Genomic DNA, 21713 nt, shown 5'->3' on the forward strand with positions numbered 1-21713 from the left:
CCTCAGTCCTACTTGCCTATACTTTCATATTTGCCATTGGTGCGCTCAGGGCCGCAAGGCCTCGTCCTCGGGTATCGCGCTGTCTAGCTTTCCTGCCTAACGGCTGCCACTCCCGTGGCACCGGAAACCCAGAAGGCGCTCAACCCAAGGACTGGAAACAGTTCGATAGCTGCTGACTATGCAACTGGAACCAAGTCCCCCTTTGAAGGGGGTAGGGGGATGACCTGCAGCTATGAAACTTATACCATCGATGTAGCAACAGCCAGTAAAGCTCCCTTCCTTAGACAAGGAGGGGTTAGGGGTGGTTGGACAACTGCAGCGATGAAATTTATACTTACAAAGAGGCAATAGGCAGAAATTCCCCTCTTGGGAGGGGTAGGGGGTGGGTAAACATCTAGTTCATCTTTCTATCCCGCAAATCTTGATTCAGACTTCCTGTTACTTCCTGTCTCTCCACCCAAGTAAAGTCAAAACCCCAACTTACTGCTTCGTCACAGGAATAACTCCCGCATCAGAAGTACTTATAAAAACCAGCAAAGCCCGCTTTTGGCGGGCTTTGCTGAACAGTATAGCTGGTATGTTACTCTACCAGCGATTTGTCCACGCGGGTAGGGGTAACGGTGCCATTTACTACTCCCTGGGCTGCAAGGGCAATTGCCCGGATCATACTGGTCAGGTGCGGCATGTCCAGCGATTCCACCTCGTCGTTTACAGTGTGATAAAGCTCATCCTTATCGATCTGAACCGAAGAAATGGTGTGGGCCGGAACGCCAAGGCGGGCCAGCGTAGCGTTATCAGAGCGGTAGAACAAGTTCTGCTGCGGGTATGGGTCCGGGTGAATGCTGTAGGCAGTACCCTGCAGGCGCTCCTGCAGCAGTTTGCCTAAATCTGATTTTTCGAAGCCGGTGAGGTAGGCACTGTTTGGCCCGAACTGTGAGGGCTTGCCCACCATCTCGATGTTGAACATGGCTACGATGCTGTCGGGGTTGAGCTGCCCGGAAAAGTGTTTCGAACCAAAGCCACCAATTTCTTCTGCCGTGAAGGCGGCAAACACCAGGGTGCGCTCCGGCTGGGGTTGCTGTTTGTAGTAACGGGCCAGCATCATCATGGCTGTCGTTCCGGAAGCATCGTCGTCGGCACCGTTGGCAATGCTGTCGCCGTCTACAGTATGGCCGATGCCAATGTGGTCGTAATGGCCGGAGAACACCACAATCTCATTTTTGCGCTTCCCTTCGATCATGCCCACCACGTTGGCCAGTGGCAGTTGCTCCACCTTGTTGTTTATGCTGATCTTATACTTTTTAGGAGTGGGCTGATCGGTAAGTATAAATACTTTGCTGCTGCCTTTGCCAATCTCCTGTTTCACGCCGCCGCGGGTAAGATAGCGGCGGTAGTTGTTGAATGTTTCCGTGTGGCTCGGGTGCACCAGCACAAGCGCGTCCTGCTCCAGTTTGTTTGCTTTCGAGAAAGCTTCGCGGGCATTTTCTCCTTCTTTTATCGTAACAACCTGCCGGCTTTTGCTCTTTTTCCATTCGATTTTTTCGTGCGAAGTGGACGCGAACAGTTGCTCTTCCTTCAGCACTTTGCCATTCAGGGTAGCCTGTACAGCGGCTGGTGTTATGCGGTACACATTAAAGGACTGCCGGAAAGCTGCAGCACCGTTTTTACCGTTGCTTTTTAATGGCTGCAGGCCCATGTCGTGAAATTCACCGGATATAAAATCGGCAGCTTTCTCGATACCGAGCGTAAACGAGGCGCGGCCCTGCATGTTGTCGTGGCTCAGGGTGCTGATGATGCGGGTTGTTTCCTGCTCATTTATAGTGCCGATGCCCTGGGCCGAAACAGCGCCGCTGATGCATAAAGCCAGGCAGGCTGCCAGCCATTTTTTTTCTTTCATGGTTTGTTGTAGTCTTCTTTGGGAATGATGAAATTAATAGAAATATTAACGTAATAATAGAAAGGCGGCCGATAAATATGAGACCGCCCGGAACCGGATAACTTACAAAGATGAACGGGCACCAACGTGTAAACTGGCTGAAGCTGCTGAATTATGCCGTACTGGTATCGGTGATCTTATACTTTGGTCGGTCGTTGTTTGTGCCCCTGAGCTTTGCCCTGCTGATCAGCTTTGTGCTATACCCGGTTTGCAGGTGGCTGGAAGACAGGCGTGTGCCACGTTGGGGCGCCATCGTGCTGTGCCTGCTGGTGTTGATGGTTATGGTAGGCGTACTTGCCTGGCTGCTGCTCAGCCAGATGATGCGTTTTGGGGAGGAGTGGCCGGCCCTGCAGGAAAAACTGCAGGCAACCTGGCACGACCTGAGTCATTACCTGGATCAGCGTTTGGGAGTAGACATACTGGAACAGAACCGGTGGCTCAACAGCATGGCCGGCAATGCGGCAGCCAACGTGCTGAAAATGGTGCAGGGCGTGCTGTATACTTCGGCGGTATCGGTGGTGCTGCTGGTGCTCATCCCGCTTTACTCAGCCCTGATCCTGTATTACCGGGAGCAGCTGGCCGAAGCCTTGTTTTCGCTTTTTCCGCAGTCCGAACATCGCAACATCCGCGCTATCCTGCACGAGACCATTACCACTTACTACAATTTCATCAAAGGCATGGTGATCGTGTATGTGGTGGTTGGGGTACTGAACAGCCTCGGTTTATACTTGCTGGGAGTGCCGCACGCGATCTTTTTTGGCGTGGTGGCATCTATCCTTACTTTCATACCTTATGTGGGTATCATCATCGGGGCCATCCTGCCCATGGCAGTTGCCTGGATCACTTATGACTCTTTGTGGTACCCGGCGGGCGTGGTGGCTGTGTTTTCGGTGGTGCAGTACCTGGAAGCCAACCTCATCTTTCCGTGGGCGGTAAGTTACAGGCTGCAGGTAAACATGCTGTTCACGCTGCTGGCCATTGTGGCCGGCGGTATACTCTGGGGTGCCTCGGGCATGATCCTTTTCATTCCTTTCCTGGCCATCATCAAGCTTATTGCCGATAAACACGAAGAACTGCGGCCGGTGTCGCTGCTGCTGGCCACCGGCAAACCTGCAAAGACCGCCCGTAAAAGTATAAGCAAGGCCAAAGTATAGAGTATACTTTTAACCCTCCTGTGCCTGCCACTCCCGTTTCAGCAGGCTATAGTTTTCCAGGTCGTGGAAGCGGCCGTGCAGCAACTCGCCGTCGCGCTCGATGCCCTCAAAAACAAAACCCAGCTTTTTAGGTATGTTGCTGCTCTTTTCATTGCCAACGCCTACGTTTATCTGTACCCGGTTCATGTTCATGCTGTTAAAGGCATGGCGGACCAGCGCCGCACACGACCGCAGCATAATGCCTTTGCCCTGGTAGGGCTCACCTAGCCAATAGCCAATTTCCAGTTTCTGGTTCACGTAGTCGATCTGCTTATAGCCGATGATACCTACCACTTCCTCTTCATAAAGAATAGCAAAAACAAGGTCGCTCCGGTTGCCGGGAGCCGTTACGCTGCGCAGAAAATGTTCAGTATCTTTTACAGACTGGCTCTGATCTATGAAGGGCAACCACTGCCGCAGGTAATTTCTGTGAGTATTGATGAGGTTGAATACAGCGGGCGCATCGGCTATACCCGCCTGCCGCAGGTACAGGTTTGGGGCAATGGTAATAGGGAGCGATATGGTGGCTGAGGTCATGTTTTAATCTGTTGGCTTGTAGTTGTTTAAGTTGAAAGACAGGCTATGCTGCAGTTTTTCAGGTAAGGCAACATTGCTGATCTATATAGAAAACAAAGTACAAAATTACTTGTAATAATAATAGACGGCTTTGTGCTGTTTGGTGGTGAGTGGTATAATGTTTAACTATAAACTACAGGCAGATGAAACAATTTATACTTTCCGTATTATTTCTGATCCTGTGCACAGCCTTGCAGGCCCAGGACCAGAAGCTGCAGTTTGGGGCACAGGCAGGCGTTAACCTGTTTGATATTTCAGATGATCCGAACCAGCTGGATTCAGATATCGGGCTGAGCTGGCAGGCAGGTGTTTTTGCCCGCATAGGCGATAAGTATTATGTGCAACCGGGCATAGAGCTCATGAGCAACAAATCAAAAGTAGAGCGCGAATTTCTGACCGAAGCAGTGCGCGACGATCTGCGGATCCGCTATTTCCGGGTGCCGGTAATGCTGGGTATAAAGCTGGCAGAAAACGAAGGCATGCATTCAGCTTTCAGGATACAGGCAGGGCCGTCGTTCTCGTATGCAGTAAAAGTGAAGGAAAATGACCTGGGCTATGATCTGAGTGATGTTCGTAAATCGGTGTTTGCGCTCAACGGCGGCATTGGTTTCGATTTCTGGGCGATAAGCTTAGACTTGGTGTATCACCACGGCATCTCCACAATCATGAAAACCGGCACTTCCGAAGGAAAAGGCAGAGCCGTGTCATTGTCTGTAGGATTCAGAATTTAGGGAACGCAAGACATAAGACGCAGGACTTTGTTTCTCAAAGGAATTCTGAAGTATGATCTTTATCACTTTAAAAGCGCCTTTTCCGGGCTGGGGCTGGTCGGCTGGGGCCTGCAGCTAATCCTTTCAGTTGGGCTACTTCCGCGGGTGTCAGCTCGCGGTACTCGCCAGGCTGCAGCTCGCCCAGCTTGAGCGGACCTATACTTGGCCGGATAAGGCGTAGTGTGGGGTAGCCAACGGCAGCCGTCATGCGGCGCACCTGACGGTTCATGCCCTGCGAAATCTTGATCTCTACCCACGTAGTCGGGATCTCTTTGCGGTAGCGGATGGGCTTGGAGCGCTCCCATACCTGCGGCTCTTCTTCCAGTATCCTGGCTTTTGCCGGTGCTGTTTTTACGTTTTTAATCAGAACTCCTCTTCTCAATTCCTGCAGCGCTTCTTCTGTCGGAACGCCATCTACCTGCACCCAATAGGTTTTCTCGATCTTGAACTTGGGGTCGGAGAGGCGGTGCTGCAGCGCTTTGTCATCCGTAAGCAGCACAAGGCCTTCGCTGTCGTAGTCCAGCCGACCAACGGGGTAAATACCTGGCACTTTCACATAGTCTTTCAAGGTAGCGCGGCCGGCCTCGTCGGTAAACTGCGTTAGCACTTCGTAGGGCTTGTTGAGAAGGATGTAGTTCAAGGTAGAATTATGAATTAGGAATTTTGAATTATGAATGAGGGGAAGGCAACATTAGATACTAAGCTATGCTTAAGATTATAAAGCTTCCATATTTAAGATGAGTAAGGTGTAGATGAAGCTTTGCTCATGTGCTGTGTTGGCATGAGTTTTTTTATTACTACTGTTCCATATATAAGCTCCAAAGCTCCTGCACTGGTACAGCTCTTCTGCTCACTTTATTTAAATCTTTGCCTTCTGCTGTCCAGAGGAAAGGAAAGCAATGAATACCTTTCTGTCCATCGATTTTTCTTACTTCTTCTCTCCAGTTTGTCCATCTTAGTCCTTCATAGAACTTGTCAATATCTCCTGAAAAGCAAAAGGTCAAAAATTCGGAATAACCCAAACCCAATGGCTCCCACTCCAAATTATCAGGCGAGAAGTAGAAGGTCTTACCAATCTCTTCCTGCCCGAATGCTCCTGCATTAATGGCAAAGAAGCCACCAATTACATCGTCCGCAATTAGTAAAAAAGAAGGCTGTTCCCCATCATTTGTAAATGATTTTCCCTTGTTCCACTCCATGATGCTCCTGTCAAGTTTTTCTGAGCCAGAACCCAAGATGCGTATCCAACCATCATCCACCAGTATACCGCCAGTTTCATAAACTATTGCTCCCATTGGAGAACGGGTGGTGACTTGCAGCTGTAACAAAGCTTTCTCTGCGCTCTGATGTTGTTTAGGCAGAACTTCAACCTTGTTGCTCCCTTCTTTTATCCATTCCTGTACTAAAGCCCATCCTGGGTCTTCATTGTTTACCAGTTCTGATAATGGGTGAGCTTTATTGCTCTGAGCGTTAGCCATAGTTAAAGAAGATAAAAGCAGGATGATGATGACAACTATCTTTTTCAATTCTTGATTTATATTAATGCCAATTGTTCACTTCAGCGCTAATACGCTTGCTGGTGAAAACACGCAGCAAGGGCGACTGGAGAATACGGCGTTAAGCAACTTGCAAAAGAAAGTATAAAATCGGATAACAAAATACCGACTACTTTACCACTTTATACTTCAAGTTCCAGGAGCTTTTCAGTTGGTCATACTCCGGGCGGATGAGGGAGAGGAGCGTGGAATCTTCGTTCACGCCATCAACAACATAATGCTCCCGCGCCACACCTTCCCGCTGAAAGCCGAAGTGTTGCAAAAGCTTAGCCGACGGAATGTTGTAGTCGGCAATGTAAGCCTCAATACGGCGCAGGTCCATCTCCTCGAAACCATAGGCAAGTATAGGGCCTAGCGCTTCTTTCATATAACCCTGTTGTTTATACTTGTCGTCGAGCAGAGCGTAGCCCACCTCTGCCCGTCGGTGCGACACGATCCAGGTATGGAAACCGCAGCGGCCTATCATCTTACCATCAGATTTACGCAGCAGCCGGAAGTTCTTCAAAGATTGGTAATAGGTAGAGAGTCCTTTGCTGTATTTGTCTTTTTCTTCGGCGAGCTCGGCTGTTGTTTTCAGGCCCAGGTACTCCATTATTTCCCTGTTATCGCTGCAGGTGGTGAAGAGGTAATCGTAAATCGCTGGTGTCAGTTCGCTTAGTTGCAGGCGCTCTGTTTCTATGATGATGGGTTTTGGTGCTGCCTTTTGCATGGGGTATACTTGTGCCTTCGAGATTAGTAACTGCCGTTATACTTCCGGGTAAACCATTCTATACTTACCAGTGCCAGAACAACAAAGAACAGCCATTTCATATCTACAAGATCGTGCATTTCTTCCGTGCTATAGATCAGGTCTTTGTAGTCGGCTTTCAGCAGGTCTTCCTCCAGTTGCTGCAGTTGGGTGGGGTAGTATAACCGGGAGCCGGAGCCAGATGCAACTTGGTAAAGCAGCGTGTGGTTGGCCACGGCATTGAGCGCTTCCAGTTGCAGCTCTTCCACTACAAACTCGCCCTTGTCCTGTTGCAGCTGTCCGCCAATGCGGGCAGTGGCCGTGTACGTATAGCGGCCGCCGGACAGGGAGCCAATGTTGACGCCCGCCTGGTTTTCGCCGTTGGCAAAGGTAAAGGATTTGGCAGCACCGTCTTCGCCGGTTACTTTCAACGTGATGTTCTGGCCGTAGATGGGCTCCAGCGCCTCGTTGTAGGTTTCTGCTTCAAAGCGGATCTCGTCGGAGCTGGTATATTCGTTCTGCACCGGGTACACGTTCAGGCGCTTTTTGTTACGGGGCGCGCTGAGCAACTGGATCAGGTTCGTGATCAGTTTGTCGTAAACGACCGGGTTCTGGTGTGCGGCAGCCTCGGCCAGGCGCCATTGCCAGGTGCCGGAGGCCAGCAGGGTAGCCGAGCGTACGTCGCCGGAAGTATGGATAGTGAGCAGCGGCCGGTTGGTTTTTACGCGCCCCACCTGCTGGTACAGCACCGTCTCGGTGTTGGGCGTGAGCTGGTAGTTGGCATACGGCACCGTAGCCGGCGGGTATTTCTGCATGCGTTCGGTGGCTTCTTCGGCAATTTTAAAGGTACTGAAGTTAGCATTCACTGCACTGGTCACTTCGTCGGTAGTGGCGGCGCCGTTGATGTTGAGCCCAACGCGCAGGCTGTTAAAAGCGCTCATGTCGCTTTGCGGACCCAGTATATAAAGCGCAGGCAATTGCTTGCGGCGCACCAGGTTAATAGCGGCCTCGCCACCGGCCGTTCTGCCCGGCAACTGGTGCAGCACCGCCACATCGTAGTCCTGCTGCTTGAGTGGCGTCAGCCCGGGTATGTACAGCTCTGTTTCATAGTTCTCGTTCGATTCGATGGCAGCCCTTAAAGCTTTGATATCCGGGTGCGGAGAGGCAGCGGCCACCAGCACTTTTATCTTGCCTTTTACTACATCGATGTAGGCATGCTTGGTGTTGTTAAGGGTGGTGAACTCGCCTTGCTGCGGCACCACTTCTACTTCGTAATGGCGCTTGCCCAGCCCGCTGGCCATCACCTGGAAAGGCACCTGCTGGATGGCTTGCCTTTGATCTATCGTTATGTTTTTACGTTCCACTACCTTGCCGTTCTCTTTCAGCAGCACCGTAGCGCGCGCGCCGCCAAAACCATCGTGCTGTAGCTCCGCCTCCAGTGGAAAACGGTTGCCGCTGTAGTTCACCTTGTTGTAGCGCAACGAGGCCAGCACCACATCTTTCTTCGGCACTGTATCGCCGAGGGCTACCGGGTATACTGCAAAGTTGTAGTGGGCGTAAGTAGGGGAGATGCCCTGGTTCACGATGCCATCCGAAAGCAGCACCACGCCGGCCAGGTTCTGGTTCTCATAATCGCTTTGCACATTGCGCAAGAGCTGGCTCAGGTTGGTAACCTCTTCCTCAAACTTTACCTGGGGCAGGCTTTGTGGTGGCTGTGTGGTTGCCAGTGTTCGGATGCTGGTGTTGTAGCCCTTGTCCTGTAGTTTATCGATAAGTTGCTGCAGGTTCTGCTGTGTTTGCTTTAGTTGCACCGAGTCGGAGAAAAGCGAAACGGAGCGGGAGTTATCCACGGCAAACACGATGGTTGGTTTCAGGGTGGTGTTGGAGATGTAACGTACCAACGGTCCCAACAGCAGGAAGCTCAGGAAACTAACCACTACAAAGCGCAACACGGCCAGGCCATAGTTTATACCTTTAGGCCAGGGCGCACGCTTGCTGTACAGCAGCCATGCATATAATGCGCCAACTGCCAGGCAGGCAAGTATAAGCCAGGGAGAGTACGTGGTTATGAGCTTTAAGGAAAACAAGCCAGTTAGAAAGTTAAAGAGTTAGAGCGTTAAAAAGTTAACTAATCTGAGAATTAAAGATAAAAGAAAAAGACCAATGCTACTAACGTAAACGCTACTGCATTGGTCTTGTTATAGTTTTACGAAGTATAAATTACATGCTGTTAATTCATAATTCGTCATTCATCATTCATAATTAAGTCAGCATGCCGCCGTCTACCTGCAGCACCTGACCCGTGATGTACGACGACTGATCAGAAGCCAGGAAAACGGCACAGTTGGCCACATCTTCCGGCGTGCCGCCACGCTTAAGCGGAATGGCCTTTCTCCACTCGTCTACCACCTTCTGGTCCAGCTCACCAGTCATTTCTGTTTCGATAAAGCCCGGAGCAATGGCGTTGCAGCGGATGTTGCGTGAGCCAAGTTCCAGCGCTACCGACTTGGTAAAGCCAATGCTGCCTGCCTTGGAAGCCGCATAGTTGGCCTGGCCCGCGTTGCCTTTGATACCTACCACCGACGTGATGTTGATGATGGAGCCAGACTTGGCACGCATCATGTGCTTGGTAGCACCTTTGGTCAGGTTGAACACAGACTTCAGGTTGGTGTTGATCACCGCATCCCACTGCTCTTCGCTCATGCGCATCAGCAAGCCATCGCGCGTAATACCGGCATTGTTCACCAGGATATCGATCTTGCCGAACTCTGCGACCACATCCTCGATCAGCTTTTCTGCCTGCGCCATGTCCGACGCATCAGAACGGTAACCTTTTGCTTTGCCGCCGTTGGCCGAAAGCTCCTGCTCCAGCTGCTGTCCTTTTTCTACGCTTGATAAGTACGTGAATGCTACCTGTGCACCGGCCTCCACAAACTTTTGTGCGATGGCGCGGCCTATTCCTTTAGATGCTCCTGTTACCAGAGCTACTTTTCCTTCTAGTGTTTTCATGGTGGCCAAAGTTATAAAAGATTTTTATAATGCGAAGAAGGTGCTAAGTATAAGTGGTTTATACTTTAAGCCACTGAGTATTAGTAACTTTAAGCAGGGTTAAAGAGATAAAGTGCAATATGTTGTTTGTTTTTGTGATGGTATTTATTCAACATAATGGCTTTGTAAAATGATTGTAACACATTTGTAATGTGAATATTGTGTTGTGGTTGATTTTTATTTTTATTGGTTAAGCTATATTTTCGTGGCGATCTTTCAACTTTAGCCACTTAGTAATGTTCAAACGCAGTATCGGACTAGCCACCCTGATTGCCATTTCGCTCTTTGTATTTTTTACCGCCGCCCAAACGCTTAACTTTAAGAGCTACAGTGTTTTGCCGGAGAAGCAGGAGGAAGTAAATACCCCTCCGAAAATCGAGAAGAAACCGGCCCCTGTAGTTTTTGGCATAGCTACCGACTCCCTTGAAATAGTGGAAGGAATTGTGGAGCGGGGCGAAAATCTTTCTGAGATACTGGAAAACTATAACATCACGCCCACCACCATCGATGCATTGGCTAAAAAAGCCCGGGACGTTTACAATGTGCGCCGCATCAGTGCCAACCGAAACTACATTCTCCTGCATGCCCAGGATTCAGCCCAGACTGCCCAATATTTTATTTATGAACCAAGCGAGGTAGAGTATGTGATCTTTGACCTGCGCGACACACTGGCCGTGACCAAGGTAAAACGCGAAGTGGAAGTAGTAGAAAAAACCATTGCCGGTATGATCCAGTCGTCGCTGTTTGAGTCGATGCTGGCGGCAGGCGGTTCTCCGCAGCTCGTTAATGCTTTTGCCGATATCTATGCCTGGCGCCTCAACCTGAGCCAGTTGCAGCCCGGCGATCATTTCAAACTGATTTACGAGGAGAAAGTGGTGAACGGCAGCACCATTGGGTTTGGGAAGATAAAAGCTGCTTATTTTGAGCACGAAGGCAAGCCGCTATATGCCATTGGGCTGGATCAGGGCAAAGGCATCACGTATTACGATCAGGATGGCAAAAGCCTGAAAAAGGCATTTCTGCGCGAGCCACTTGAGTTCAGCCGCATCAGCTCCCGTTTCTCCAAGAGCCGTTTCCATCCGGTGCAACGCCGCTACAAGCCGCACCTGGGCACCGATTTTGCCGCCCGACGCGGTACTCCGATCCGGACAGTGGGCGATGGCGTGGTGCTGGAGGCTGCCTATACAAGTGGCAATGGCTATTATGTTAAGATCAAGCACAACAAGACCTATACCACCCAATACCTGCACATGTCTAAATTTGCCAAAGGCATCCGCAGAGGAGCCCGTGTGCACCAGGGCCAGACAATTGGCTACGTGGGCAGTACCGGACTGGCTACCGGCCCGCACCTTTGCTACCGCTTCTGGAAAAACGGCAGGCAAGTAGACGCCCTTCGCGTGAAGCTGCCATTGGCCGAGCCGATCAATAAAAAGCAGAAAGCAGTATTCACTGCGCTAAAAGAGGAGGTGATGCAGAAAATGGAAGCCATTAACCTGAAAGACATACAACCACAGGATTTACTTGCTTCGGAAGATAATAAAAACAAAGCCGGAGCGTAATATAATTGTATTCAGTAGTTAGTTTAGATGGGAGGGCGCTGCAAGGCGCCCTTTCTTTTTTGATCAGGATTTTAGGATGTACAGGATGACCTCACAGTGTCTTCCAGACCTGTGAGTGTCTGGGTGGCTACGAAGCAATGGTTCTGGCGCCGGAATTATTCCGGTGACAAAGTATAAACGCGAATCTCCAGATTCGCTTGTGGGCTACCGCTTGAGGATTATGAATTAGGTATAAAGTATAAACACACCTCTGCCCCCTCTCAAGAGGGGAATTTCTGCCTTTACCTTTTTGCAGGTGTAAATTTCATAGTTGCTGTGGTCCAACCACCCCTACCCTCAGAGCTATGCTCGCTACCTTACTCACGTTCTCGCTTGTCCCCAAGAGGACACTTAGTTGAAGTTTCATAGCCACTTACGCAGCAGTGTCAATCACAACCCCAAGGCTAGACGCCTCATGCCGCAAGTTTAGCGTCAGCGCAACTTGTGGTTATTTGTGAGGCCAGTTTGTAACTGGCGCACGACTCATACTTTTAGGCATGAGTGGTTAAATACACAGAGAAAGCCACAAGTGAAGCTGTATACCGCCGGTAAAAACAAAAAGCGCAGACTTTGCAGTCTACGCTTCTTCAGTTAAAGTATAAAACCTTACTTGCAGTAATTCTTCAGGTACTGATCGGCGTCTCTCAGGCCGAGGGAGCGGGCTTTGGTCCAGTCGGCACAGGCGCCGGTTTTGTCGCCGAGGTTATACTTGGGTGCACCCCGGTTATAGTAGGCCTCTGCATAGTTTGGCTTTAGCAGTATGGCTTTGGTGTAATCGGCGGAGGCACCGCTGTAGTCCTTTATACCGTAACGGGCCAGGCCACGGTTGTTGAAAATCTTGGCTTCTTTCGGAGAAAGCTCAGTGGCTTTGTTGAAATCAAGTATGGCTCCCCGGTAATCCTTCAGGTTATACTTTGACAGGCCCCGGCTGAACCAGGCTTCGGCGTGTTTCGGGTCGAGAGCGATGGCTTTGCTGAAATCCTCGATGGCGCTGCGGTAGTCTAAAAGGCGGTCTTTGGCTACACCGCGGTTGGTAAGCGTTACGACATGCTCCGGTTCCTGCTTCAGTACCTGGTCGTAGTCTTTAATGGCCTCAATATATTTTCCGGCTTTAAACTTCAGGTTTCCGCTCATAAAATAATCCTTGGCCGACTTCTGCGAGAAGGCTGAAAAGGAAACCAATAAGAGTAAAACGGCGAGTAAAAATTTTCTCATGCAATAGGGCTAAATTATACTTTGTCGGTGTAAAGTTCAGCAGATCAGCAGAATGATAAAAGAAAAATATAGTAAAAGCCTGATTTTCTTTTAATCGTCCAAAATTATAGGAGCTTAAGTGCTATCTGGCCGGGCTGAGACTGCGTTTTGTGAAGTTGGGATTATCGTTTAATTTTGCTCATCAACTATAACAAAGACATTATGGCATCAAAATACGATTTAGTAGTGATTGGTAGCGGCCCGGGCGGTTATGTGGCGGCCATTCGTGCGTCACAGCTGGGTATGAAAGTAGGTGTTGTCGAGCGCGAGTCGCTGGGCGGTATCTGCCTGAACTGGGGCTGTATTCCTACTAAAGCATTGCTGAAAAGCGCAAACGTGTTCGAGTACATTAACCATGCTGCTGACTATGGTATCACCATTGGCGAAGCTTCTGTAGATTTTGGTGCTGTGATCAAGCGCAGCCGTGGCGTTGCCGACGGCATGAGCAAAGGTATCCAGTTCCTGTTCCGCAAAAACAAGATCGACTCGATCATGGGAACGGGTAAAGTAGTAGGCAAAGGCAAAGTAGAAGTTACCAACGCTGAAGGTAAAAAAGATATCGTAGAAGCTACGAATATTATCCTGGCAACAGGTGCCCGCTCACGCGAGCTTCCTAACCTGCCAATTGATGGCAAGAAGATCATCGGTTACCGCCAGGCGATGGCGCTGGACAAAAAACCTGCTTCAATGGTTGTGGTAGGTTCTGGTGCGATTGGTGTAGAGTTCGCTTACTTCTACAACGCGATGGGTACGAAAGTAACGGTTGTGGAATACATGCCGAACATCGTGCCGGTTGAGGACGAAGAAGTATCGAAGCAGCTGGAGAAATCCTTCAAGAAAGCCGGCATCAACATCATGACCAATGCTTCTGTTGAGGCGGTTGATACGAGCGGCGATATCAGCAAAGTACGTGTTAAAACAGCCAAAGGCGAAGAAACCCTGGAAGCTGAAGTAGTGCTTTCTGCGGTAGGTATCCAGACCAACCTGGAAAACATCGGCATCGAAGAGCTGGGCATTAAAGTAGATAAAGGCCGCGTGATCGTGGACGAGTACTACAAGACCAACGTGGACGGCATCTACGCAATCGGTGACATCGTGCCGGGTCCTGCGCTGGCGCACGTGGCGTCTGCTGAAGGTATTATCTGCGTGGAGGCCATTGCTGGTCATCATCCGGAGCCACTCAATTATGGCAACATCCCGGGCTGTACCTACTGCTCTCCTGAAGTAGCTTCTGTTGGTTTAACCGAGAAAGCTGCCCGTGAGCAAGGTTTGGATATTAAAGTTGGTAAGTTCCCGTTCTCTGCGTCTGGTAAGGCTAGTGCTGCCGGTGCAAAAGATGGTTTCGTAAAAGTGATCTTCGATGCCAAGTATGGCGAGTTCCTGGGCGCGCACATGATCGGAGCGAACGTAACGGAGATGATCGCGGAGATCGTGGTTGCCCGTAAACTGGAGACTACCGGCCACGAGATCATCAAGGCGGTGCACCCGCACCCAACCATGAGCGAAGCGGTAATGGAAGCGACTGCGGCTGCTTACGGCGAAGTGATCCACTTGTAGTTTATACTTAGAAATAAGCTAAATAAGGCTGACCGGTACATGGTCAGCCTTTTTCTTTTTCAGGCTTTTCAGGAAAATATTACTGGCCTTGCAGCCTTTTGATCTGTTTTAGGGTCATCAGGCTGTTTTACATACCTATTTAAAACTATGAAGAAGATTTTCCTTTTAGCCATTACCCTTTTCCTGTTTACTGCTGCTTATGCCCAGGTAGATACCGTACGCATTACGGCCAAAGATCTTAAAGTAAAGCAACTGAGGCCCGGCACCCGTCAGTACCTGGTCACAGTGCAAACACCTGCCAACCCGAAAGTACTCCGGCAAAGCCTCTGGAACCGGAATGTAAGTTTTGAAAACTTTCAGGGGAAAGAGCGCCTGGTGATTCGCCAGAACTGGATCGGGGCCGATACGCTTTCGAACAGAACGATCTTCTCGGTGTGCGAAAAAGATTTTACCCCAATTTACCAGACCAGCACCAGTGCCCGTGGCGTAGCCGCTTTCAATTTTTATACAGATAAGATAACCGGCTCCGACACGACCAAAGCCAACGCATTCAAAAATTTTATTATGGCCTCGCCTGCACCCGCTTTTGACTGGGAACTGGACATGGAAACCTTTGAGAGCCTGCCGCTGAAAGCAAACACCGTGTACCTGATCAACTTTTATCACCCGGGCAGCAAAACCAGCCCGCAATACTACCGCTACAAAGTAATCGGCTCTGAAAAACTGGAAACCATCAACAACACTAAAACTGATTGCTGGCTGCTTAAAATTGACTACAGCAATACCAATTACGCCACTTTCTGGATCAGCAAAAGATCACAAGAAGTGCTGAAGATGGAAGAAGTTTTTGATGGGGTAAAACGCAATAAGATCAAGCTCGGAACGGTAGCAGGAAAGTATATCTAGCACGTATAAACACATAGGCGGAAAGCGGCAGAAGGATAGAACTTTCTGCCGCTTTTAATTTAGTATTTGCTCGGCTCCGTAACTGTTCAAGGTGTCGGACATTATGGCAACAGTATAGCATTTCTAGAGAATCATAAAAGTTTGCAAAGCGTCTATCTATAACGTTTTTGCTATTTAATGATTCTATTTAAAGAGAATAGCCCCAGGAGCGTTTAAATACGGATTTAGTATGAACTTATAACCAGTTTAATAGCTTAAATTAACAACCTGTTACCGGCAATTCACCCGTGAGCCTTCGCCTCTGTTGTGTGAGTTTCTTTTTTTCACTCATCAACCCATTCAAATGAAGCTTAAAGGCCAAGTAAAATTCGTCAACAAAGATAAAAGCCTGTTTTTCCCCACACTCCGCAAACGGGTAGACGCCTATTTTATCGAAAATAATCTGCCCAAAACTGCCAACACGGCAATGGTGGTAAAAAGCGTGGTGCTGCTGATGGGCTATGTGTTGCCGTTTGTTGCGCTTCTGGTTTTCCAGCCGGCGTTCCCGCTTAGCTTACTGCTTTGGCTTGTAATGGGCATGGGCGTGGCAGGCATTGGCATGAGCGTGATGCACGATGCCAACCACGGCGCTTTTTCCAGCAGTAAAAGAGTGAATTCGATGATGGGGCATACGCTGAACCTGGTAGGTGGCTCTGCTTTTAACTGGAAGCTGCAGCACAACATCCTGCACCATACCTATACCAATGTGGTAGAGATGGACGAGGACATACAGGACAGGCTGGTGTTACGATTCTCGCCGCATACTAAAGTTAAGTTCTTCCACCAGCTGCAGTGGGTGTATGCGTTCGTTTTTTACGGGCTGCTGACGCTGTACTGGGTAGTGGCAAAAGACTTTGTGCAATACAAGTTATTCATCAGGAACGGAGTGAATGCCAACACACCAGCAGAGAATAGAGCCATGCTTTTGAAGATCATCACGATGAAAGTGCTGTACTTCTTTGTGGTGCTGGCCGTGCCTACGCTGTTCTTTGCAATTCCCTTCCTGGAAGTTTTGCTTGGCTTCTTGCTGATGCACTTTGTAGCTGGCATTATACTTACGGTGGTGTTCCAGTTGGCGCATACGGTGGAGGGTACGAGCCACCCAAGGCCGGATGAGAACGGCACCATCGAGAACGACTGGGCAATCCACCAGATGAACACGACGGTGAATTTTTCGCGCAACAACAAGCTCTTGTCGTGGTATGTGGGCGGGCTGAACTTCCAGATCGAACACCACCTGTTTCCGCGGGTGTGCCACGTACATTACCCGGGCATTGCGGGCATCGTGAAAGAAACAGCCGCTGAGTTTAACATACCTTACCTCGAAAATAAGACCTTTATGCAGGCTGTACGCTCGCATATTGCCACGCTCCACCGCTTCGGCAGGTTGCCTGACATCAATGAAGCCATTGCCTGAGAAACAATTCAGTTGGTTTCGGCAGCTTGTCGTACTGCATTTCCCCTTATATTTGCACCCCGATTGCACGTGCGCATCCCGACCGTGTAAAAGCGAAGGCTTCTGTTGGAGGCGCTTGATGTTGTAAAGCAAACCATGCCTCAAGTAGGAAGAGATCGTATTTACGACATCAATTAATATACTTCATAATACCTGCTAGTGAGTGGGCAATGTGAAGCAGTTTTTAATACTAGTCAGCATACTTAATGAAGCTCAAAGGCAAAGTAAAATTCGTTAACAGGGATAAAAGCCTGTTTTTTCCGACGCTCCGCAAACGGGTAGACGCTTACTTTACAGAAAATAATTTACCTAAATCGGGCAACTCCCGCTTGCTGATCAAGAGCATTGTATTGCTGCTCCTTTACCTGGTGCCTTTTGCCGGGTTGCTCGCTTTTACACCCGGACTGGCTGTTAGCTTAGCCCTTTGGTTTGTAATGGGGATAGGGGTAGCCGGTGTGGCAATGAGCGTGATGCACGATGCCAACCACGGCGCTTTTTCCAGGAGCAAAACGCTGAATTACCTGATGGCGCATTCGGTGAACCTGCTGGGCGCTTCTGCCTTTAACTGGAAACTGCAGCACAACATCCTGCACCATACTTACACCAACGTGGTGGAAATGGATGAAGACATAGACGATATCGTGTTTCTGCGCTTTTCGCCGCACACCAAGGTTCGGTTTTATCACAGAGTGCAACAGGTATATGCCCTCTTCTTTTATGGTTTATTAACACTTTACTGGGTTACTTTAAAAGATTTTATACAATTCTTCGGTTATATCCGAAGCGGGGTTAATGCTAATTCGAGGGCCGAGAACACGGTGGCTTTTGCAAAAATTGTTGCTTTTAAGGTGCTCTATTTCTTCTCGATGTTGGTGGCGCCAACGCTTATTTTTGGCATTCCTTTCCTGGAAGTTTTAGGAGGGTTCCTGCTGATGCATTTTGTAACTGGTATCATACTTTCCGTTGTGTTCCAGCTGGCGCATACCGTGGAGGGCACCAGCCATCCGCTGCCTTGCGAGCGCGGCATCATCGAAAACGATTGGGCTATCCACCAGCTGAATACCACGGCTAATTTTTCACGCAAGAGCAAATTACTCTCCTGGTACGTAGGCGGACTTAACTTCCAGATCGAGCACCACCTGTTCCCGCGCATCAGCCACGTGCATTACCCGGCCATTGCGGACATCGTGAAGAAAACCGCCCAGGAGTACAACATACCTTACATCGAAAGCAAAACATTTATGCAGGCTGTGCGCTCGCACCTGAGCACCCTGCACCGTTTCGGCAGGTTACGGTTACCTGATCTGAATGAGGTGATGGCTTAGGATGTACGTATAAAATAATGGAAAACGGCGGGAAGCATACTCCCGCCGTTTTTGTTGCTCCCAAGTATGCGTTTGGGAGGATGCGCACTTTCACCATACCTTTGCAACCTGGTTGGCAATCCATGTTGCTTGATACGTTACGCTGCCATGACATTTAAAGAATTATACCTGATTGAGCCGATCCTGCAGGCTCTGGAGGCAGAAGGTTATACTTCGCCTACACCAATTCAACAGCAGGCAATACCGGTTATACTACAGAAGCGGGACCTGCTGGGCTGTGCCCAAACGGGTACCGGGAAAACAGCGGCTTTTGTGCTGCCTGTTCTGCAACTGCTGCATGAGCAAAGTATAACAGGTGCCAGAAGTATAAGAGCACTCATCCTGGCGCCTACGCGCGAGCTGGCCAGCCAGGTTAGCGACAGCCTGGCGGCGTATGGCAAGTATACCGGGCTGAAGCATGCGGTGGTGTATGGCGGTGTGCCTTACAGGGTGCAGACGGAGGCATTGGAGGCAGGCGTGGATATACTGGTGGCAACACCAGGCCGCTTGCTCGACCAGCTGGACCAGGGCTTTGTAGACCTGCAGCAGGTGCAGGTGCTGGTGCTCGACGAAGCCGACCGCATGCTGGACATGGGCTTTATCCAGGACATCCGGCGCCTGCTCAACGTAATGCCGGAGCAGCGGCAAACGCTTCTTTTCTCGGCTACCATGCCCACTGAAATCGTGAAGCTGGCCAAAAGTATACTTACCGAACCGGAAAGGGTAGAGGTAACGCCTGTGTCCTCAGCGGCAGGTACGGTTACACAGCAGTTATACTATGTAAAGAAAGCCAACAAGACAAACCTGCTGCTGCACCTGTTGCAGGATAGCGGTATACATCGGGCGCTGGTTTTTACACGCACCAAAGAGGCGGCCGATAAAGTAGCAAAAGAACTTACCACTGCGGGTATTCCCACCGAAGCCATACATGCCGATAAAGCACAACGAGCCCGGGAAGCAGCTTTGGAAGGCTTCAAGAATAACCAATTACGTGTATTGGTAGCGACAGACGTGGCCGCCCGGGGCATTGATGTGGAGGAGCTCTCGCATGTGATCAACTATGAAATGCCTTTTGAGCCCGAAACCTACGTGCACCGCATCGGCCGCACAGGCAGGGCAGGGGCTGCAGGCGTAGCCATTACCTTTTGCGGGGCGAGCGAGACGCCCCTGCTTATTGCCATACAGCAGCTTACGGGTAAGGCGATACCTGTGGTAGATAAGCATCCTTATCCGCTCACAGCACAGGATTTTATGGAAGCAGCTTCGTCTGCAAAGAATGATAACCGCAAAGGTTCGGGAAGAGGCGGCAAAGGCAAACGCAGAAGGTAAATGGATAATGAATCTTGGCTGCGTGTTCTACACCTCTGATGTTGTAGTGCCAGCAGCTGTTGCGCTGTTGCCAGCAAGTCACCCACAGTTCTGAAAGATACTGTGAGGTCCTCCTTTTAATCCTGAATCAATCCTGCGAATCCTGATAACAAAACAGGCTGCTTAATTAGTTAAGCAGCCTGTTTCAGTTCAACCTCATTTTATACTTTACCTGTTGTCGTTTTGCTCCTGGTTTTCCTGTTGGTTCTGTTTTTCTTTCTTCTTCTTATCTTTTTTGCGGCCAATGGCACCGCCTCCCACTGCGCCAGCCGCGCCACCAATTACCGCACCTGAGGTGCCACCTACCGCAGCACCCGTTGCGGCACCAGCCGCACCGCCTATCACAGCGCCTTTCTTTTTGCTACTCCAGCTGTCGGTGTTGGCACAACCAGCCAACATAAATACAGTCAATAACATTGTAAATACTATTTTCAAGTTTTTCATAGTCTTCTAAGTTTTTTTGTTCCTATTTTTTACGTTAAAAATTTTCGACTGTTTTTGTTGTAGTGTTTTGATTTTGTATAGTTTACATCAGTAGTGGTGGTGAATATGTGATCCAGGTATGTTGAGATTATTGCAATTTGAGAGCTTGCCTGGTTTTAACCGCAGCATATAATTCCCGTCTTCCTGTAAGGATCAAAACCTTTGGGTTTATACCTTCGCAAATCATTTATAAAAGAATTTTTACATGCCCGACATAACCATCACCCCCTGCACTGCTGCCGATTTGCACACGCTCCAGGATATTGCCATCAACTCCTACGGCGATCATTATTTATACTTATGGTACGATGGCGGCATGTGGTACATCGACAAAAGCTTCAGCGACAGCGCTCTTAAAAAAGAACTTGCCGACCCGAATGCTGCTTTTTTCCTGATCTATGACGCACAGGAACTGGTGGGCTTCCTGAAACTGAACATCGACAAGGCGCTGGAAGGGTATACCGAAGCGGAAAGCCTGGAACTGGAGCGAATTTACCTACTCAAGAAAGCATCGGGCAAAGGAATCGGCAGGGCCGTGGTGGATTTTACAGTTGCTTTTGCCCGTGAACGCAACAAGCGTGTTATCTGGCTGAAAGCAATGGACAGCAGCCAGTCGGTAAACTTTTACGAGCAGAACGGGTTTGTGAAGTGCGGCACCTATCAGCTGGACTTTGAAGCGATGAAGGAAGAGTACCGCGGCATGTACGTGCTGAAGCGGGAACTAGGCGTAGCTTATACTTTAAGCTAGTCTACGCTGACCTCACAGCGTCTTCCAGACCTGTGAGCGTCTTGCTAGCTACGAAGCACCACCCGAGCGCAGTAGAAAGGAAACCATCCAGGGCCGCAGATTTGTTTTTCCTGATAACGCAAGCAAAAGATAATTGGAAGACATACTTGATATACTCATCATTGGCGCTGGCCCGATTGGGCTGGCCTGTGGCCTGGAAGCGAAAAAAGCCGGTCTAAGCTACCTGATTGTGGAGAAGGGCTGCCTCGTGAACTCGCTCTACAACTACCCGCTCTACATGACTTTCTTCTCCACCGCCGACAGGCTGGAAATCGGTGGCATTCCGTTCGCCTCCATACATGCCAAGCCAAACCGGGCTGAGGCACTGGAATACTACCGCCGTGTGACAGACTCCGAGCAACTGAAGGTAAATCTGTTTGAAGAGGTAACCGCTGTAACTCCGGAGCAGGAGCATTACGTCATAAGCACCAGCAAGGCACAGTACCGGGCAAAGCATATTGTAATTGCCATTGGCTTTTATGGTATCCCAAATCTGCTGAACATAAAAGGGGAGAACCTGCCCAAAGTGCGACATTACTACTTCGATCCGCATTATTACTACCGGCAAAAGGTGGTGGTGATCGGGGCCAACAACTCGGCCGCCGACGCAGCCCTCGAAACCTGGCGCAAGGGAGCGGATGTGACGATGGTAGTGCGTGAGCCGGAATTGGGAAGTATAAAATACTGGACCAAACCCGACCTGGAGAACCGCATCAAGGAAGGCTCGATCAAAGCATACTTCAGCTCCAACTTATCCGAAATCAGGGAGCACGAAGTCGATATCCAGACACCGGAGGGCAAGGTAACCATTCCGAACGATTTTGTGCTGGCCATGACAGGCTACCGCCCGGATTTCAGCTTTCTGCAGAAGATCGGTGTTAACCTGACCAACGACAACAAACGCTACCCGCAGTACGACCCCGACACCATGGAAACCAACCTGCCGGGCGTTTACCTGGCAGGTGTGATCTGTGGCGGGATGGATACGCACGTATGGTTCATCGAAAACTCAAGGGAGCATGCTGTCAAAATTATCCGCAACATTGCGTCGCTGGCAGGTGTGGAAAATAAATAAGGCGCCGGGGCGGAGCTAGT

At 49.7% G+C, this 21713-nt stretch carries 19 protein-coding genes; 10 read left to right on the forward strand and 9 right to left on the reverse strand.

The features are described 5' to 3' along the window. Positions 1-580: 580 nt before the first annotated feature. Positions 581-1897 (reverse strand): M20/M25/M40 family metallo-hydrolase, encoded by a 1317-nt coding sequence (locus MJ611_RS20230; protein ID WP_250432270.1) that lies wholly within the window; start codon positions 1895-1897, stop codon positions 581-583. A 110-nt stretch (positions 1898-2007) separates the two neighbouring features. On the opposite strand from MJ611_RS20230, the gene MJ611_RS20235 reads away from it, so the two are divergent. Further along, on the forward strand, positions 2008-3090 hold the full coding sequence (locus tag MJ611_RS20235) for an AI-2E family transporter (protein WP_250432271.1): 1083 nt from the start codon (positions 2008-2010) through the stop codon (positions 3088-3090). A 9-nt stretch (positions 3091-3099) separates the two neighbouring features. Here the strand turns inward: MJ611_RS20235 and MJ611_RS20240 are convergent, their stop codons facing one another. Then, positions 3100-3666, reverse strand: a complete 567-nt coding sequence (locus MJ611_RS20240) for a GNAT family N-acetyltransferase (RefSeq protein WP_250432272.1) — start codon at positions 3664-3666, stop codon at positions 3100-3102. A 182-nt stretch (positions 3667-3848) separates the two neighbouring features. Between MJ611_RS20240 and MJ611_RS20245 the strand changes: the two genes are divergently transcribed. After that, the gene (locus MJ611_RS20245; RefSeq protein WP_250432273.1) at positions 3849-4436 is read left to right on the forward strand and encodes a porin family protein; all 588 of its coding nucleotides are present in this window, start codon (positions 3849-3851) and stop codon (positions 4434-4436) included. Between the two features lie 67 nt (positions 4437-4503). Here MJ611_RS20245 and MJ611_RS20250 read toward each other — a convergent pair whose 3' ends face one another. From MJ611_RS20250 to fabG, 5 genes are all read right to left on the reverse strand, one after another. Continuing rightward, positions 4504-5115 carry a pseudouridine synthase gene (locus tag MJ611_RS20250; RefSeq protein ID WP_250432274.1) on the reverse strand — a complete coding sequence of 204 codons (612 nt, stop codon included), beginning with the start codon at positions 5113-5115 and terminating at the stop codon, positions 4504-4506. Positions 5116-5272: 157 nt separating this feature from the next. Next, positions 5273-6001: a DUF2625 domain-containing protein gene (locus MJ611_RS20255; RefSeq protein WP_250432275.1), complete on the reverse strand. Its 729-nt coding sequence runs from the start codon at positions 5999-6001 to the stop codon at positions 5273-5275. A gap of 139 nt (positions 6002-6140) precedes the next feature. After that, positions 6141-6740, reverse strand: coding sequence for a GNAT family N-acetyltransferase (locus MJ611_RS20260; RefSeq protein ID WP_250432276.1), 600 nt, complete (start codon positions 6738-6740; stop codon positions 6141-6143). Positions 6741-6763: 23 nt separating this feature from the next. Then, complete coding sequence (locus MJ611_RS20265; RefSeq protein ID WP_250432277.1) at positions 6764-8845, reverse strand: vWA domain-containing protein; 2082 nt, start codon at positions 8843-8845, stop codon at positions 6764-6766. Positions 8846-9020: 175 nt separating this feature from the next. After that, a complete protein-coding gene (gene fabG / locus MJ611_RS20270) occupies positions 9021-9767 on the reverse strand; it encodes a 3-oxoacyl-[acyl-carrier-protein] reductase (protein WP_250432278.1) in 747 nt (248 codons plus the stop codon). A gap of 275 nt (positions 9768-10042) precedes the next feature. Between fabG and MJ611_RS20275 the strand changes: the two genes are divergently transcribed. Then, a complete protein-coding gene (locus MJ611_RS20275; RefSeq protein ID WP_250432279.1) occupies positions 10043-11365 on the forward strand; it encodes a peptidoglycan DD-metalloendopeptidase family protein in 1323 nt (440 codons plus the stop codon). Between the two features lie 645 nt (positions 11366-12010). On the opposite strand, the gene MJ611_RS20280 is transcribed toward MJ611_RS20275, so the two are convergent. Next, entirely contained in the window at positions 12011-12619 is a 609-nt protein-coding gene (locus MJ611_RS20280) for a tetratricopeptide repeat protein (RefSeq protein ID WP_250432280.1), read from the reverse strand. 201 nt (positions 12620-12820) lie between these two features. Here MJ611_RS20280 and lpdA point away from each other — a divergent pair, with 201 nt between their 5' ends. From lpdA to MJ611_RS20305, 5 genes are all read left to right on the forward strand, one after another. After that, a complete protein-coding gene (gene lpdA, locus MJ611_RS20285) occupies positions 12821-14215 on the forward strand; it encodes a dihydrolipoyl dehydrogenase (protein WP_250432281.1) in 1395 nt (464 codons plus the stop codon). Positions 14216-14362: 147 nt separating this feature from the next. Then, positions 14363-15121, forward strand: a complete 759-nt coding sequence (locus tag MJ611_RS20290) for a DUF3108 domain-containing protein (RefSeq protein WP_250432282.1) — start codon at positions 14363-14365, stop codon at positions 15119-15121. A 343-nt stretch (positions 15122-15464) separates the two neighbouring features. Then, positions 15465-16577, forward strand: a complete 1113-nt coding sequence (locus tag MJ611_RS20295) for a fatty acid desaturase family protein (protein WP_250432283.1) — start codon at positions 15465-15467, stop codon at positions 16575-16577. A 245-nt stretch (positions 16578-16822) separates the two neighbouring features. Continuing rightward, positions 16823-17941 carry a fatty acid desaturase family protein gene (locus tag MJ611_RS20300; RefSeq protein WP_250432284.1) on the forward strand — a complete coding sequence of 373 codons (1119 nt, stop codon included), beginning with the start codon at positions 16823-16825 and terminating at the stop codon, positions 17939-17941. A 147-nt stretch (positions 17942-18088) separates the two neighbouring features. Next, a complete protein-coding gene (locus MJ611_RS20305) occupies positions 18089-19309 on the forward strand; it encodes a DEAD/DEAH box helicase (RefSeq protein WP_250432285.1) in 1221 nt (406 codons plus the stop codon). A gap of 207 nt (positions 19310-19516) precedes the next feature. On the opposite strand, the gene MJ611_RS20310 is transcribed toward MJ611_RS20305, so the two are convergent. After that, complete coding sequence (locus MJ611_RS20310) at positions 19517-19792, reverse strand: glycine zipper domain-containing protein (RefSeq protein WP_250432286.1); 276 nt, start codon at positions 19790-19792, stop codon at positions 19517-19519. Positions 19793-20036: 244 nt separating this feature from the next. Here MJ611_RS20310 and MJ611_RS20315 point away from each other — a divergent pair, with 244 nt between their 5' ends. Then, entirely contained in the window at positions 20037-20579 is a 543-nt protein-coding gene (locus tag MJ611_RS20315) for a GNAT family N-acetyltransferase (RefSeq protein WP_250432287.1), read from the forward strand. A gap of 133 nt (positions 20580-20712) precedes the next feature. Then, on the forward strand, positions 20713-21693 hold the full coding sequence (locus tag MJ611_RS20320) for a YpdA family putative bacillithiol disulfide reductase (protein ID WP_250432288.1): 981 nt from the start codon (positions 20713-20715) through the stop codon (positions 21691-21693). Positions 21694-21713 lie beyond the last annotated feature (20 nt).

The organism is Pontibacter ruber, assembly GCF_023630205.1.
In the GTDB taxonomy this organism is placed as follows: domain Bacteria; phylum Bacteroidota; class Bacteroidia; order Cytophagales; family Hymenobacteraceae; genus Pontibacter; species Pontibacter ruber.